The organism is Acidithiobacillus marinus, assembly GCF_002847505.1.
In the GTDB taxonomy this organism is placed as follows: Bacteria; Pseudomonadota; Gammaproteobacteria; order Acidithiobacillales; family Acidithiobacillaceae; genus Acidithiobacillus; species Acidithiobacillus marinus.
In genome coordinates, this window is record NZ_MXAV01000007.1 from 49870 (window position 1) to 66186 (window position 16317).

15 protein-coding genes and 1 tRNA gene are annotated in these 16317 nt (G+C 55.8%); 5 read left to right on the forward strand and 11 right to left on the reverse strand.

What is annotated here, in order from left to right; all coding sequences use genetic code 11:
• Positions 1 to 6 precede the first annotated feature (6 nt).
• Complete coding sequence (locus tag B1757_RS02980) at positions 7 to 279, forward strand: hypothetical protein (RefSeq protein WP_101536908.1); 273 nt, start codon at positions 7 to 9, stop codon at positions 277 to 279.
• Here the strand turns inward: B1757_RS02980 and B1757_RS02985 are convergent.
• From B1757_RS02985 to B1757_RS03005, 5 genes are all read right to left on the reverse strand, one after another.
• Entirely contained in the window at positions 198 to 1568 is a 1371-nt protein-coding gene (locus tag B1757_RS02985) for a Y-family DNA polymerase (protein WP_101536909.1), read from the reverse strand. The genes B1757_RS02980 and B1757_RS02985 overlap by 82 nt on opposite strands.
• Positions 1569 to 1570: 2 nt before the next feature.
• Entirely contained in the window at positions 1571 to 2092 is a 522-nt protein-coding gene (locus B1757_RS02990) for a LexA family protein (RefSeq protein WP_253253675.1), read from the reverse strand.
• 54 nt (positions 2093 to 2146) lie between these two features.
• Positions 2147 to 3733 (reverse strand): APC family permease, encoded by a 1587-nt coding sequence (locus B1757_RS02995; RefSeq protein ID WP_101536910.1) that lies wholly within the window; start codon positions 3731 to 3733, stop codon positions 2147 to 2149.
• A 168-nt stretch (positions 3734 to 3901) separates the two neighbouring features.
• Positions 3902 to 3977: transfer RNA gene (locus tag B1757_RS03000), tRNA-Arg, on the reverse strand.
• Positions 3978 to 4037: 60 nt separating this feature from the next.
• Positions 4038 to 5045, reverse strand: a complete 1008-nt coding sequence (locus tag B1757_RS03005) for a sodium:calcium antiporter (RefSeq protein WP_101536911.1) — start codon at positions 5043 to 5045, stop codon at positions 4038 to 4040.
• 97 nt (positions 5046 to 5142) lie between these two features.
• Here B1757_RS03005 and B1757_RS03010 point away from each other — a divergent pair, with 97 nt between their 5' ends.
• Positions 5143 to 5766: a hypothetical protein gene (locus tag B1757_RS03010; RefSeq protein ID WP_101536912.1), complete on the forward strand. Its 624-nt coding sequence runs from the start codon at positions 5143 to 5145 to the stop codon at positions 5764 to 5766.
• 95 nt (positions 5767 to 5861) lie between these two features.
• Positions 5862 to 7730: a DEAD/DEAH box helicase gene (locus B1757_RS03015; RefSeq protein WP_101536913.1), complete on the forward strand. Its 1869-nt coding sequence runs from the start codon at positions 5862 to 5864 to the stop codon at positions 7728 to 7730.
• A 103-nt stretch (positions 7731 to 7833) separates the two neighbouring features.
• On the opposite strand, the gene B1757_RS03020 is transcribed toward B1757_RS03015, so the two are convergent.
• From B1757_RS03020 to B1757_RS03045, 6 genes are all read right to left on the reverse strand, one after another.
• The gene (locus tag B1757_RS03020) at positions 7834 to 8037 is read right to left on the reverse strand and encodes a cold-shock protein (protein ID WP_009564993.1); all 204 of its coding nucleotides are present in this window, start codon (positions 8035 to 8037) and stop codon (positions 7834 to 7836) included.
• Positions 8038 to 8139: 102 nt separating this feature from the next.
• Entirely contained in the window at positions 8140 to 9528 is a 1389-nt protein-coding gene (locus B1757_RS03025; RefSeq protein WP_101536914.1) for a sigma-54 dependent transcriptional regulator, read from the reverse strand.
• A gap of 83 nt (positions 9529 to 9611) precedes the next feature.
• On the reverse strand, positions 9612 to 11762 hold the full coding sequence (locus tag B1757_RS03030) for a primosomal protein N' (protein WP_101536915.1): 2151 nt from the start codon (positions 11760 to 11762) through the stop codon (positions 9612 to 9614).
• A gap of 234 nt (positions 11763 to 11996) precedes the next feature.
• Positions 11997 to 12899 (reverse strand): 4-hydroxybenzoate octaprenyltransferase, encoded by a 903-nt coding sequence (gene ubiA, locus B1757_RS03035; RefSeq protein ID WP_101536916.1) that lies wholly within the window; start codon positions 12897 to 12899, stop codon positions 11997 to 11999.
• Entirely contained in the window at positions 12899 to 13423 is a 525-nt protein-coding gene (locus tag B1757_RS03040; RefSeq protein ID WP_253253676.1) for a chorismate--pyruvate lyase family protein, read from the reverse strand. Before B1757_RS03040 ends, ubiA begins: the two co-directional genes overlap by 1 nt.
• Positions 13424 to 13436: 13 nt before the next feature.
• Positions 13437 to 14009 (reverse strand): class I SAM-dependent methyltransferase, encoded by a 573-nt coding sequence (locus B1757_RS03045; RefSeq protein WP_101536917.1) that lies wholly within the window; start codon positions 14007 to 14009, stop codon positions 13437 to 13439.
• A gap of 163 nt (positions 14010 to 14172) precedes the next feature.
• Between B1757_RS03045 and miaB the strand changes: the two genes are divergently transcribed.
• Both miaB and B1757_RS03055 read left to right on the forward strand, forming a co-directional pair.
• Positions 14173 to 15528 (forward strand): tRNA (N6-isopentenyl adenosine(37)-C2)-methylthiotransferase MiaB, encoded by a 1356-nt coding sequence (miaB, locus tag B1757_RS03050; protein WP_101536918.1) that lies wholly within the window; start codon positions 14173 to 14175, stop codon positions 15526 to 15528.
• Between the two features lie 4 nt (positions 15529 to 15532).
• On the forward strand, positions 15533 to 16317 hold a 785-nt coding region (locus B1757_RS03055), incomplete at its 3' end, for a PhoH family protein (protein WP_101536919.1).

Below are 16317 nucleotides of genomic sequence, written 5' to 3' on the forward strand. Positions count from 1 at the left end.
TGTTTTATGTTTGCCCTGAAAGTATTGTTTGATGATGAAAAAGCGGCTCAGGAAGCCCTTTCCAGTATCCGCACGGCCTGGACGGAGAAGCACGGGGATCATCCCGATTACTATGCCGCCTTGCAGAAATTATTGGAGCAGCCGCTGCGCTACCGCCCGGCCATATTTGCCGAAAAAGATGTGCTTGCCTGTGAGTTTTACGGTTTTGACGAGAAGGAATCGGCAATGGTGGAAGCCGCTTTTCTGGACGTAGGGGCGCTGGAAGTGGTGGTCGAATAGTCGGCCTGGACCACGGGAATGTCAGACCAGTCGCTCAGATAGTGGGGCGAGCGCTTGCCAGTACGCATGGACCAGATCCGTGGCGCGCGCAGACCGGCTACCCCGAATCCGGGAGCGGCTTTTCCGTAACGCTTTTGCAGCAGCGACAAGGCTTCCGCCAGTGCCGCCTGTTTTTGATTCCGGCCTTCAGCGGGAGCGGTTTCCGGGGCAAAAAGACTCCGGGTTTCTGGCGTATTCACGTCCTGCAAGTCGCTCAGCAAAATACCGGATTTGACGTAGCGCACGCCTGGCCGGTACGCCTCTGCCAGCGCCGCTTTCACCGCAGACCACAACTCCCGGTAGTCATTACTCGGCCGGGGTAAGCGCCGAAAAGCAACACCGGAATAATAGTGTCCGCGATGGGGTGAACTGCGAATCTGGATTTGAATGCCCTGAGCCACCTGACCATCCTGACGCAACTTGGCCGCACAACGTTGCGCGTGCACGGATAAACTTTCTTCCAGATCAGCGCGCTTTTCCGTGGCGCGGCCAAACGAACGGCTGCACTGGATATGCTGATGTTTCGGCGGTATCTGCTCCAGCGGCAGGCAGGAAACACCTTGCAGTTCCCTGTGAATGCGGGCCAGAACGACGCCATAGCGCTGCCGGAGAGCGACGGGATCCGCACGCAATAAATCCATGACCCGATGGATATGCTGCTGCGCCAGGCTTTTGCCCCATTGTCTGCCTATTCCCCAGACGGCATCTACCGGTGTTTCCTGGAGCCACTGCGCCTTCTGATCGGCGGGTATGCTGTCCCAGTCACATACGCCCCCGGCGACCCGCCCTTTTTTGGCCCAGTGGTTACAGAGTTTGGCCAGGGTTTTGGAAGGTCCCATCCCGACACAAACCGGCAAGCCCAACTCCTTGTGCACCCGCCGCCGGGTGGCTTGGCCCCAGCGCATGGCTGCATCCCCCTGGACGGGAATATGCAGAAAGGACTCGTCAATACTGTAAATTTCCTGTGCTGCGCTCAAGCTCCCCAGCAGGCGCATCATCCGTGCCGACAATTCTCCATACAGCGCATAGTTGGAAGACAGCACGACAATACCCTGTTGTTCCGCCAGTTTCCGCCACTGAAAATACGGTTTGCCCATCCCGATACCCAGAGCCTTGGCTTCGGCGGATCGGGATACGGCACATCCATCATTGTTGCTGAGGATTACCACCGGGCACCCTTCCAGTTGTGGTGCAAACAAGCGTTCGCAAGAGACATAAAAATTATTGGCGTCCACCAGGGCAAAGGTCATGTTTACTGGCCCAGGCTGTGAATGACATGACGCACCACGCCCCAGATCACCAATTCTTGTTCGGGATCCAGCAAGAGCGGGGGGTACGCGCTGTTACCTGGTAGCAGAGCCAGTTGTCCGGCGTGTTTGCCAAGCTTTTTGACGGTGAGCTCGCCATCCACGGCGGCAATGACAATATGGCCTTCCCTGGCATCAATGGCGCGATCGACAATCAGCAGATCGCCATCATGAATGCCATAGTCCAGCATGGAATCGCCCGAAACCCGCAGAAAAAAGCTGGCATCGGGATGGGGGAGCAAATGTTCATGCAGATCCAGCGAGCGCTCGACATGATCATCGGCCGGAGAAGGGAAGCCGGCTGGAATACGTGATAAATACAATGGCCTTTTTAAGGGCGCGGGGTGGCTGGGCGGACGAAAAAATATCGGCTTCTGCGCCGCAGCCAGTTTGCGGACGTTACTGGATGCTGTCTTCCCCATGATGCTCATCACTCCACTGTCGGAACGCCAGGTAATCTCCATCATAGCAAAAAGCCCCCTGAAAAGGGGGCTGACCATAGACTGCAGGATGATCGGTGTTTACAGATCGATACCCTCCTGCTCCATGGTCGAAAAATAATCGCTGACACGACCGTCCGGCACCGTGACTTTCAGTGCCCAGATCATGCAGATGATGGCGAGAATGGCCACCAGAACCATGGACAGATAAAACGGGATATCTCCGGTTCCGCCCAGGATCTTGGGACCAAACCAGGAAAGCACCCAGAGTCCGATGAAATAAGGAAATATCCAGGTGATGTGCTTGAAGCCGAGGGGCTTGTCATCGGCTTTTCCCCGGATCAAGTGCACGATCCCGTAGATGATCAGTACGCCAAACAGCACGCCAAAAATGTAAGAAAGCGCCTGCAAACCGCCCCAATAGGCGACCAGTGAGGATAAAATAAAAGCAATCGGCGCAATGACATGGGCGCCCCACAAGCGGAAAGGTCGTTGCAAATCCGGAACCGAGCGCCGCAACTGCAGCAGGACGATGGGGCCGATGCCATAGGTAATGACCGAAATGGTAGTAATGAACCCGACCAGTTTCTGCCAGGAAGGGAAGGGCAGGAAATACAGGCAACCAATCACATAAGCGACAATCACCCCGACCCAGGGCACGCCCCCTTCACTGATCTTGGTGAAAAAACTCGGGCCGGCCTTGACCTCACCATTGGCCACCACCGCCCGCGCCGCCGAGGTGGCATAGACGAGTGCCGTGCCTCCGGGAGAAATGAGGGCATCGGCATAAATCAATACCGCCAGCCAGGTAATTCCCAACAGCCCGGCCACCGCCGCAAATGGGCCAAAAACTCCACTGAAGCTGAGCTTGGTCCAGCCATGGGTGAGCTGATCCGGGGGCATGCTGACCAGGAAGGCCCATTGCAGGGCAACGTACAGGCAACCACCAATAACAATGGAGCCGATGACGGCCAATGGAATATGTTTGCCAGGATTTTTACTTTCCCCACCTAACTCAATGGCTTGTCTGAATCCCAAATAACTGAAGACGATACCAGAGGAAGCTACGGCCGCAAACATGCCATGCACATTATCTTTCATGTGCAAGACATGAAGATTTTCAGGGTGGTAGGAAAAAGCCACCAGGACAATAATGGTCAAGATGGGTACCGCCAGCTTCCACCATCCTAAACCAGTAAAAATCTGGGTGACCCGTTTGATACCCATAAAATTCAGGAGAAACATGGCTCCCAGAAGCCCGACAGCCGAAACAAGGCCAAACCCGCTGAGTAGGGCGGTATTTCCCTGCAACAGACCGGGAATATAGTTATTGGCATAGGTCAGCACCGCAATGACCTCCACCGGAGCAATGGCGATATAGAACATGAAGAGCAGCCAGGCCCAGATTTTTCCCAGCAGATTACCGTGCACGACATTGGCGATATGAGCAGCAGCACCGGCGCGAGGAAACAAAGGACCAACTTCAGCATAAGTCAGTCCCAGAAAAAGGATGGTTATCGCACCAATTAACCAGGAAAAAATACTGAGTGGTCCGGCAATACGGGCTGCATTCAAAGGACCAAACAACCAGCCTGACCCGATGATGCCTCCCAAACTTGCGAAAATCAGGCCGGAAAAGCCGACTTCTCTTTTTAGTTTTCTGACCATGTTAAGTGCCTCTTATCTTTGGTAGAAATACGCAGATCATGTATCTGAAGATACGCATACTTTATTTTGCGGAGGGCCGTGCGCAAGCGGGATGCCCCAGTCTTTTATGGTATGCAAAATGACGCAGTAAAGAATTGCAATCTCGTATCGGACTGAGTGCTTCGCAATTGGTGCCCCGAGCGCGAATCGAACGCGCGACCTACCGCTTAGGAGGCGGTTGCTCTATCCACTGAGCTACCGAGGCATGGTTACTAGTCTAGCAAAGGCCAGGCTTTGGGTGCGAGCCCTATTATTGATCCTTTTTTCAAGTCAAAGTCAGAAAATACGTGGCATAGCACAGGCCATTCAGCACGAAATGAAATGGACGCAGGGTCACTCCCCGCATCACCAGCAAGAAGGTATAGCCGCCTGCCAGCAAAGTCAGTCCGGCCCCCAGCAGCACGGCAAAAGAGGGATTCCAAGGGGTCAACAAGACGCCAATGGCGGGCAGAAGGCTACCCTGAAACACCAGGGCGCCGGTAATGTTGCCAAAGGCCAGGGTGTCCTTACCACGGCGTATCCAGAGAATGCTGTTGATTTTTTCCGGCAGCTCGGTGGCAATGGGGACCACCAGCAGCGACAGAATCAAGGCGGAAATACCGAGCCAACTGGAAAGCCCCTCAATACCATCCACAAACAGGCTGGCACCGAAAACAATCATGCCCAAACCGATCAATAACTGCAGTAAAATGACCGGCATCTGTACGGGTAATCCGGTTTTGCTCAGGTACAGGGCATGTCCGGCCTCAGTGCCATGACCTTCGGCAACCAGTGCTGCGGATGCGCGCAGGGTACTCAACACATACAGAAAATAGAGGACGATCAAAATCAGGGCGATACCGACCCGGGCCAGGGTAATCTGGTGAGGCACAAAAAGGGCGATGCAGGATATTCCGAAGGCAGCCAGAAACCAGCCCAGATCACGCCGTAATCCGCTGGGCTCCGGCTGCAGGGCACCACGCCAGCCTCTTTGCGGGGAAACAAATACTGCCATCAAAAACAGGGTCAGAGTGGATAACATCATGGGCGCCCCGAGAATGGCTCCTACACCCACTTCTTCACCGAGATGGGCGGGTTTGCCGGACGCGGCAGCAAATACGGCGACAATGGGGACCATGGCTTCGGGGAGGGCGGTGCCGACGGCGGCAAATATCGAGCCGGTGACGCCTTCGGAAATGCCCATACGATCACCGAGGTGTTCCAAGGCATTGGTAAAGGCCTCGGCGCCGGCGAGGATAATGATCAGGGCCGCAATCAGCATGAGTATATTCATAAACAGAGTATGCCACAGTCGGAATGAAGCACAACGGCGGCTGGGATAATGATATACTGCCGCCATCGTGGGGAATGGCGGATGACAGGAGTAGCGTATGCAAAAAATTTGCAGTTTCTTCGACCGGGATATTTATCATGTGGAGGGTGGAGAAACCCGGCCCGCCGTATTTTTTATTGCGGACAAGGACGCCGGAGGCATTCTGGTCAATGCCCCGGCGTACAGCACCACCTTGCAGGCGGAACTGGCGGCTTTGGCCCCCCTGCAAGTCTTGTTTTTGCCGAGTCATTTCGGTGCACAGGATGTTCCCCTTTGGCAGCAGGCGGGTTGCAAGCTGGTCGCCCAGCCGGCGGAAGGCCATTATCTGCAAGCTTCCATCGATATACCCTTGGACAGCAAGCTGCGGCTGACCCGAACCATCGATTTTCTGCCGATGTCCGGTCGTACCCCCGGAAGTTGTGCCATGCGTTTGAAAAACAAACCGGGAGCCATTTTTTTCGGGCCTATTCTCGAATGTCCCGAGCCGGATCAGTGGCCTACCCTGATTGCCCATGCCGACGATCATTCCTGGGAAACCCGTATTTTTGGCAGCCTGGGTCTGCAGGACGTGCATTATGAATATGCCTTTACCGATTCCTTCGTTGTGGACCGGACGCCCTTTGGTCCCGGAGCCGATCAGGCTATTCAGTCGGCCTTGAACGCCGTGCTGGAAGCCGACTGATTTGTCGGACAGGTCATGAATGGACAATAAAACACTGCAAGTTCCCGATAATTGGCGTATAGTTCTGACCCTGAATTCTTAGTCTAGGTGTGTCCATGTCTCAACAGTCTGATCTCCGTTTTATTGATTTTGCGCTCGCCGAACCCCTGCAAAAAGCAGTGGCGGAGATCGGCTACGAACAGCCTTCCCCGATCCAGGCACAAAGCATTCCTCCCTTGCTGGAAGGAAGGGATGTCATTGGCCTGGCCCAGACGGGTACGGGCAAGACCGCCGCTTTTGCCTTACCCTTGCTCAGTCGGGTAGATATCAGTTTGCGCGTGCCGCAATTGCTGGTACTGGCGCCTACCCGTGAACTGGCCATTCAGGTAGCCGAAGCCATGCAAGGTTATGCCAAATTTCTGCCCGGCTTTCATGTGCTCCCTATTTATGGCGGCCAATCCATGGGTCTGCAGCTGAAGCAATTACAGCGTGGTGTCCATGTAGTGGTGGGGACCCCCGGACGTATTCAGGACCATCTGCGTCGCAAGACCCTGCAATTAGCCCAGTTGCAGGCGGTAGTACTGGATGAAGCCGACGAAATGCTACGGATGGGTTTCATTGATGCGGTGGAAGATATTCTCCAGCATACCCCCGATGGCCGTCAGGTGGCGCTGTTTTCCGCGACCATGCCCGAGGCTATCCGACGCATTGCCAAGACCTATCTCAAGAATCCTCTGGAAATCCGCATCAAGTCTGCCACCACGACGGTAGCGACCATTCGCCAGCGCTACTGGCAAGTCAGCGGCACCCACAAGCTCGATGCCCTGACCCGGATTCTGGAAGTGGAAGACAGTAATGCCTGGATTGTGTTTGTGCGCACCAAAACCGCCACGGTGGAATTGGCTGAACGTCTGGAAGCCCGGGGATATGCCTGCGGTGCGCTGAACGGTGATTTGAGCCAGGCCTTGCGTGAGCAAACCATCGAAAGGCTGAAATCCGGGGCGCTGGATATTGTCATCGCCACCGATGTGGCCGCCCGCGGACTGGATGTGGAGCGCATCACCCACGTCATCAATTATGACATACCCAACGATACTGAAGCCTATGTGCACCGTATTGGACGCACCGGTCGGGCCGGTCGGACTGGCGATGCGATTTTGTTTGTCGCCCCCCGCGAAAGGCATTTGCTGCGCGCCATCGAAAGAGCGACGGGCCAGACCATTACCGCCATGCATTTGCCCAGTATCGCCGATGTGGCGGATCGGCGCATGACCCAGTTCAAGGAACAGTTATCCGAAGTCCTCAATGCTGAAGACCTGTCGGTTTTTGAATCGCTCATCGCGGATTTCCAGCAGGAACATGATGTGGGACTCAGTGAAATTGCGGCGGCGTTGGCCTACATGGTCCAAAAGGAGCGGCCACTGATTCCGGTGGAAGAACCGACTCGTCCCATGCGTACGGAATCCAGCGGCAGCGGACGGCCTGCATCCGGACGGCGGCAGGGCGACAATGAAAGGCCGCTTCGCAATGATCGCGGTGCCAATCGTACCCCCCGCAAGCCCCTGGGTGATGATCTCCCCATGCGCCGCTTTCGTCTGGATGTGGGCGAAGACCACGGTGCCCAGATCAAGAATATTGTCGGCGCCATTGCCAATGAGGCGGGTATTCCCAGCCGTCATATCCGCAAGGTCGAAATCCATGGGGATTACAGCACCCTGGAGTTGCCAGCAGATACCCCTGCGGCAGCCTTGCAGCATTTGCAAAAAGTCTGGGTGGCCGGCAGACCTTTACAAATTGCGCCCCAGGAGGGAGGCAGAGAGAGATCAGCAGCGCCCAAACGCTCCGCAGCAGCACGGACCCGTACCGAAGAAGCGGCTAAGCCCCCGCGAAAAATATTGTCGGTGACGGCGAAATCGAGCAAAACTGAAGGCAAAGCACGGAGCAGCACTGCAGGCAAGCGCAAGAAACCTGCTAGGGAACGTTAACCATCCAGCGAGCGGTGATGGGTAAGAAACATTCTAAAATCGGGAGATATTGTGGGCGAGGAATGAAAGGAGAAGCGGGTGGCTGGCCCACCCGCTGAAACTATCAGGCCCGACGAACCTTCTCAGCTTGCAGACCTTTAGGGCCACGTGTTACTTCAAAGTTGACCCGTTCACCTTCGGCCAGGGTTTTGAAACCCGTGCCTTCGATGGCGGAGTGATGCACAAATACATCTTCCTTGCCATCTTCCGGCGTAATGAACCCAAATCCCTTGCTGTCATTGAACCACTTTACTGTACCAACCGCCATTTCACACCCCAAAATAATCAAAAATAGCCCAACTGGCTATTTTCAAGCATAGCATATACTTAGCCCCTTGCAAGTTCGTTGGCTGATCTGTTGGTTAAGAGCTTAGTTTTTGGAAATGCCGTGCTTTTCCATGAGGCGATACAGTGATACGCGGGAGATTCCCAGCTGACGGGCAGCGTTACTGACGCTGCCCCGGCTCTGGGCCAGAGCGCCACGAATGGTGCTGGCCTCGGCAGTATCGCGGGCTTCATTCAGGGTAACCTGCATGCGCGAGTTGGTGCGCCGTTCCAAGCCCAGATCAACGGGTGAAATCAGGAACTTTTCACACATCACCATGGCGCGACGGACGCGATTGATGAGCTCACGAATATTGCCCGGCCAGTCATAATGGTTCATGGCATGCAGGGCTTCTTCGCTGAAGCCCTTGACGCGTTGCGCTTTTTCGTCAGAAAAGCGGGTGAAAATGTATTGCGCCAGCAAAGGAATATCGCCCACGCGATCGCGCAGGGGCGGCATTTTTATCTGTAGCACATTGAGGCGATAGTAGAGATCCTGGCGGAAGCGCCCTTCCTTGATGGCTGCCTCCAGATTGATATGGGTAGCAGCCAGTACCCGAACATTCACTTCAATATCCTGGCGAGCACCCACCCGATGAATGGTTTTTTCCTGGAGAAAACGCAGCAGGTTGGTTTGCAGGTCCATGGGCAGGTCGCCGATTTCATCCAGGAAAAGAGTGCCGTTGGCAGCAGATTCAATTCGGCCAATTTTACGTTCATGGGCGCCCGTAAAAGATCCTTTTTCGTGTCCGAATAATTCGGACTGGATCAGATTGGCGGGCAGGGCACCACAGTTGACGGCCACAAAAGGACCATCCTTGCGGGCGGAGCGTTCATGAATGGCCTGGGCGGTGAGTTCCTTGCCGGTACCACTTTCACCAGTAATGAGGACGGGCGCTTCCACTCCCGCCACCTTGCGAATTTCCTGATAGATTTTCTGCATCTGATCACTGGCCCCGACCATTTCACTTTCGGGGTGGTGATGGATGTCCCAGTAATCCTTGGTAAAAGTGTCGGCACTGATTTCGGCCATGCCGTGGGCATGACCGAGAGTGATGGCAAGACGACGCGCATCCACCGGCAGGGTGTGGTAGTCATAAAAGGCACTGCCAATCAACTGGCGAAAGGTCGGGAGCTCCGCTGCATTGGGGGGAATCAAGGCAATCCATTTCAACATCTGGGATTGTGCCAGCATCAGCTCAACCCGATGGGCATGGTCCACAAACTCTTTCTCGCCAAAGCCGACTACGCCGACCAACGCCCCGGTTTTTACCGCATATTGGGGAAGCTCGGTTAGCGTCGGTACACAGAGAATATCCCAACCCTCTTCTTTGAGGGTGCCTACTGCATTAGCGATGATCGCCTTCTCTCCAACGTAGAGGGCACAGCGTTCTCCAACTTGATCGGCATAATTGAGCGCAGCTTTTTTGGGCATGTCCACTCCTTCGAATTTGTTACAAGTGTCGCATAGATTGCACAATTTCCCAATATATCCATTTCGGCACCAGTTTGTTCCCCTTAACGCAGGGATTGCGGATCGACATCCACCGACCAGCGCACCTTGCGCGCTTCCGGCAGTTGTTGGCAGCGCGGTAACCAGATTCTCAGGGCTTTCTGCATCTCCTGACGCGTGGGTGCTTCTATCCATAGTTCTGCGCGTTCAAATCCGGCTCTCCGTTCCAGCAGGGCCGGCTGGGGACCGCTGACTTGTAGGGATGCCGGCGCGCAATGGCGAGCAGCCTGGAGGAAACGCTGGATGGGCGCCCGTTGATGAGCTTCCGCGCTCAGCAGGGTCAGCGCGGTGTAAGGCGGTAGCCCCGCCTGGATGCGCTCCTGCAAGAGCCATTGCGCGGCTTCCTGATAGTCTCCTGTCGCTAGTTTTTGGATCAAAGGATGTTGAGGCAGATGGGTTTGTAATAATACTTTGCCCGGGCGTTCTTCGCGGCCAGCCCGCCCCCCAACCTGGAGCACCGTCTGTAGCAGCCGTTCAGGAGCCCGGAAATCGGCGCTGAACAGGCCCTGGTCGGTATTGACGATGCCTACCAGGGTGACTGCCGGAAAATGATGGCCTTTGGTCAGCATCTGGGTACCCACGAGGATAGCCGCTTGGTTCAGATGAATTTGCTCCAGTACATTCGCAAAGGCTTCTCGTCCCGGGAGGGCATCCCGGTCAATCCTCCACACCGGAATGTGGGGAAAGTGCTGGCGGAGTACTTCCTCCAGTTGTTCGGTACCCTGCCCGGCAGTAATCAACGCTGTACTGTGACATTCCGGACAATCTGCGGGCCAGCGCGTTTCGTTTCCGCAATGGTGACAGCGCAAACGTTCCTGTTGGCGATGCCAGGTGAAAGCTGCGCTGCAACGTGGGCACTGTAACAAATGACCGCAATCATGGCAGAGGACGGCAGGCGCATAACCCCGGCGATTCAAAAAGAGCAGCACCTGATTATCTGCCGCAAGGGTATCCCGGCAAGCGGTGAGTAGAGTGTTGGATAACCCGCCCTGCAGATATTGGCGGCGCAGGGGAATAACCGTAATGCCCGGCAGTGATGCTTTGGTCGCGCGCTCGCGGAGTTGAAGTAACTGATAGCGACCTTGCTGGACATTGTACAGGCTTTCCAGAGAGGGCGTGGCCGAGCCGAGGATGACGGGGATGTTTTCCAGTCGGGCACGCTGAATGGCCATATCCCGGGCGGAATAATGCCAGCCTTGGTGTTGCTTGAAAGAAGGATCATGTTCTTCATCGATGATGATGCAGGCCAGACGTGGCAGGGGTACAAAAAGGGTGGAGCGCGTACCTATCAGGAGTTGCACTTGCCCCGTAGCGGCCTGGGTCCAAATGCGCAGGCGCTCACTGTCGCCCTGGGCAGAGTGCAGGGTGGCGATTGCTGCGCGGCCAAAGCGGGCCTGGCTGCGGGCGAGGAGCTGGGGAGTCAGACCAATTTCCGGGACGAGAATCAGTACCTGTCGTCCAGCTTCCAGATGAGGACGAATGGTTTCGAAATACACTTCGGTTTTGCCACTGCCGGTCACTCCGTCCAGCAGCCAGCAGCTGAAGCCCTGGGCCTGATGTAATTGTTGAATGGCATGGGACTGCTCGTTGTTCAGAGGATAAGGTAGTGGCTGCGCACAAATCGAAGGATTGGGTAATGTCCGTGTTTCTACCCAGCCTTTTTTGAGAGCCTGCTGGAGAACGGACCGCAAGGGGGTTGGAATTTCCGTCATGGGTTTGGCGGCGCTGAGCAGGCTGATCAACGCCATTTGCCGGCTGCCGGGTCGGGGCGGCAGATGTTCAGGTCGGGCGAGCTGATAGGCGCGTATCGCGACTTCGGGCAAGGGCCGCCCTTGGCGAAGCAGGGTGGGCAAAGCTGTAGACCAGACATCGCCCAGCGGGTGGTGATAATAGTGGGCACCAAAGTGCAGCAGTTGTTGCAGGGCTTCGGGAAGCAGTGGTTGAGTATCGAGGACGGTCTCAACCGGTTTTAAGCGGATGTCAGTTGGACAGTCGCCATACCCCAGTAATATGCCTATCCGGGTGGTTTTACCAAAAGGGACACGGAGACGAATTCCCGGAGGAAGTAGGCCGGTGTGGGCGGGCGGGGCGTAAGAAAATATTCTGGGCAGAGGACCCAGAATGGCCACTTGCAGGCAGGTTGTCTCAGCGGGCATTCAAGTTGCCCACAAGTTCTGTGGATAAGTCTGTGTATGGGCCTTCGGAAAACACGCATATGTCCAGTGCTTCAAGAGCTTAGGGGGCTTGCTCAAAAAAGTGGCAAGACTAAAAATCTTTTAAAATCAACTTGATAATATTTTTCAACAATAACTTAAGCACAGCTGGTGAAGTTGCAGTAGTTTATTCGTAAACTGTGTATAAGTTTTTCAAAAACGCACAGTCTCTGCCCTTCATCCCCAGATTGCCGGCGCTGAAATGGCCCCGAGAGGCGCCAGACCGGCTACAATCCCCCAGAAGAGAATAAGGCCGATCCAGTGGTTGTGCAGGAAGGCGCGAAAGGCCTGATCCCGATCACCACCCAATAAGCCTTGCTCATAAATGCCTAGCAACAGGGCTCCGAGCACGGCTACCCAGTAAGGCCAGTGCATCGCGCTGTGCAGACCAATGCCGCAAAAAATGCCGAGCATGACCAATTGCAGTCCGGCAATGACGTAGCGATCCCAACGTCCAAAAAGGATGGCGGTGGACTTGATGCCGGCCTTCAAGTCGTCCGGACGGTCGGCCATGGCATAGGCCGTATCGTAGGCAATCACCCAGCAGGCGTTGGCCAGCATCAGCCACCAGGCCATAGCTGGAACGCTGCCCCGGGTGGCGGCAAAAGCCATGGGAATCCCGAAGGAAAAAGCAATGCCCAGATAGGCCTGGGGAAGATGAGTAAAGCGCTTGAACAAAGGGTAGGTTATAGTGATGAACACTGCCCCACCGGCCAGGGCCAGACTGAGCTCATTCAGAAAAGGCAGTAATGCTGCTGCCAGCAGGCAGAGAAATACAAAGAGGCGCAGAGCCGCAGCAGGACGTATTAACCCTGCTGCCAAAGGTCTTTGCCGGGTGCGCGCCACCTGCTTGTCAAAGTCCCGATCGAAATAATCGTTGATGACGCAGCCTGCCGAACGCATCAGCCAGGTCCCCAGGGTGAAAATCACAAACAGCCGTAAGGACGGAGTGCCCTTGGCCGCCAGCCAAAGCCCCCAGTAGGTCGGCCAGAGCAACAGGAAAGTGCCGATGGGGCGATCGACTCGCATCAAGGCCATATAGGCCGACCAGCGCTGCCGTAGGGAGGACTGGTCGGCCATTAGCGCCGTCCTCGACCTGCCCAGCGGGGCAAATCCGGGAGAAAATGTTCTTCCACCAGGACTTCGGTATGCCCCCGCCGTAAAATGGAGCGCCGCCGCCAGGCGCGCTCGCCATAACGGGGTAAGCTGTCCAGAGTGATCGGCGAGCGCCGCAAACGCCGATGCCGGAAAAGTGTGTTGCCAATGGGACGGGATCCATGCCGGGCCAGGGGCAATAAGCCATGACGCAGGCCGCTCAGAGGGATACTGGTCATGGCCCAGATGGCCGGCCGGTGTAGATCACCGGCGTGCAGCAAAACTTCCCTCCAGAAAACTTGCTCACCCCGGTGCAAGCCCAAGAGCTGTTGTTCAGCGTAGCCCGGCCTCCGTCGTCCGCTGCCAATGACCTGCGCACGCACCTGATGGGTGTTTCCATAAGCCCGCTGGAGCGCGGCAGTCAGTGATGCCGGAAGGATCAGCCAGGGCCATATATGGCGCGGTGCATGTCGCATGGATGGAGTTTTATAAGCCATGACCGTGAACAAATCAGAGCTATCCTTAGCCGTGGAAAATGAATTGATCGATACGAGCGGGCGGTAAATTGCGCAAGACTACGGCAGGACGCCCCCGGCGAAATGCCGCCGGCAAACTCTGGCAGGAGCTGCTGAAGTGGTAGGTAAATTGGATGAATACCGTACCCTTACGGCTTATTCCCGGAAGCTGCTGCAAAATGCGCGTCCCCACTTCTTTGGGAATGGTTCTCAGCGGCAGGCTGGAGACAATGGCGCGTACCTGCCCCCGGGTCGCCAATATCGTCTGTAATTCGACAGCGTCGCCTTCAATGATTTCCAGTTGCGGAAACCGATGACGCAGATGCCGGACCATGCTTGGTGCCTGTTCTACCAGCAGCAGATCCTGGGCATCAATACCCCGGGCGAGCAGGGCTTTAGTCACCGGGCCCATGCCAGGTCCCAGTTCTACGACCAGACCGGGACCTTCGGGGACCATGGCGGCCATACGTCTGGCAAGGAAAGGCGAGCTGGGAAATAAGGCACCAATGGCCTGGGGGTCGCGCAAAAACTCTCGGGTAAAATGCCAAGCCTGGGATACTGGCCCGGAAGATCTGGACATAGAGCTTCTCCACCGGATAAAGAGCTGTGCACGGATTTGCGCGCAGCCCATTTGAATGGGCCATACTCTAGCATGGGCGGCATGTGGAGCGAAACAAGCCCCCTTGTCAATTACAAGGACTGGCCCTATCATCGACATTGAATCATTTTTTTCCGGAAATGCATTGCAAAATCTGTTTATTAAAACCTACGGCTGTCAGATGAATGAATATGACTCCGAGCGCATGGCCGATCTGCTGGCGCAAAGTCATGGCCTGACACTTGTGGACGATCCTCAGCAAGCCGACGTGCTGCTCCTCAATACCTGCTCCATTCGCGAAAAAGCCGAAGACAAGGTTTTTACCCAGTTAGGGTTCTGGCGTCCATTTAAGGAAAAACGCCCTGAAGTCATTATTGGTGTGGGTGGTTGTGTGGCCAGTCAGGAGGGTGCAAAGCTGCGCCGCCGTGCGCCTTATGTGGATCTGGTATTTGGTCCGCAGACCCTGCATCGTTTGCCGGATTTGCTGGATGCCTGCCTGGCAGAACGTCATCCCCAGGTGGATGTGGAATTTCCGGTGCTGGAAAAATTCGATCGCCTGCCGCAGCGCCCCGGACGTGACGGTGCCACGGCTTTTCTGACCATTCAGGAAGGTTGCGACAAGTTCTGTACTTTCTGCGTAGTGCCCCATACCCGGGGGCGGGAATACAGCCGTTCCATGCCCGATATTCTTCGTGAAGCCCGCAGTCTGGTGGATCAGGGGGTGCGCGAAATCACCCTGCTCGGCCAGAATGTCAACGCCTATCGGGGGGGCACGGGACTGATCGGTGTAGGCGGTCTGGCCGAACTGCTGGAACGCCTTTCCCGCATTCCCGGTTTGTTACGCCTGCGCTACACGACCTCGCACCCCAGCAATCTCGATGATGAACTGATTGCCGCCCACGGTTCCATCGACATCTTGGCACCGCATCTGCATCTTCCGGTGCAAAGTGGTTCGGACCGCATTTTGCGGCGAATGCATCGCAAGCATAATGTCGAGCAGTATCTGGATAAAATCGCGCGCTTGCGGGCAGCGCGGCCGGGCATACAGATTTCCTCGGATTTCATTGTCGGATTTCCAGGGGAGACCGAGGCCGATTTTGCGGCCACCATGGATCTGATTGAAGCGGTGCGTTTTGACCAGTCCTTTTCCTTCAAATACAGCCAGCGCCCCAATACCCCCGCCCTGAAGCTCAAGGATGATGTGCCCGAAGCCGAAAAAGACGCTCGCCTCGCCATTTTGCAGGGTCGTATCAATGGACTGGCCCAGGGCTATGCCCAGGCCTTGGTGGGAACCCGTCAGGCGGTGTTGATTACCGGTCCTTCACGACGGGATCCTCAGGAAGTGACCGGCAAAACCGCCTGTAATCGCTCGGTCAACCTGCCCGGCAGTAGCGCTTGGGCGGGGCAAATGCTGGATATTGAAATTACTGCAGCATTGCCCAACAGCCTGCGTGGTCGCCTGGCGCAGTCCGATCCTACGGCACATCGTCTTGCCGTATAATCCCATGGAGCCTCCCAGTAAGACTGCTGCTGTTACCCACGGTGATTTTATTGCCGATCAGGCCAGCGCTACGGAATTGTCGGAACTCGCCGGGGAACTGGACAGTCATCTCAAGCAACTGGAATCCCGATTGGGTGTCGTGGTGCTCCCTCGTGGGGAGCGTTTTCATATTACCGGACCGCAAGCTTCCGTAGAGGCCGCCAAAATCGTACTGACCCAGCTCTATGATCAGGTGAGTCAGGGGCGCAGGCTTTCCAGTCATTGGGTACACCAATGTATTCAACGGGTTCAGGTGGAAGCGGAAAAAGATGCCTCCGAAAATGTGGAAGCAGCAGGTATTCAAACCCTCAAAGGTGCCATCCGTGGCCGGGGTGCTCGTCAGCGCCGCTATCTGGATTCCATCCGCCAGAATGATCTGACTTTCGGCATTGGTCCGGCGGGAACGGGAAAAACCTATCTAGCGGTAGCGGCGGCGGTGGAACAGATCGAGCGCAATCAGGTGCGTCGTCTGGTATTGGTACGGCCGGCGGTGGAAGCCGGAGAACGTCTGGGATTCCTGCCTGGATCCCTGAGTGAAAAAGTCGATCCCTACTTGCGCCCCCTCTATGACGCCCTCCATGAGATGATCGGTTATGAAAAAGTGGCCAAGCTCATCGAGCGACAGATTATTGAAGTGGCGCCTCTGGCCTACATGCGCGGGCGCACCCTCAATGATGCTTTTATCATTCTCGATGAAGCCCAGAACACCACTCCCGAACAAATGAAAATGTTCCTGACCCGCATGGGTTT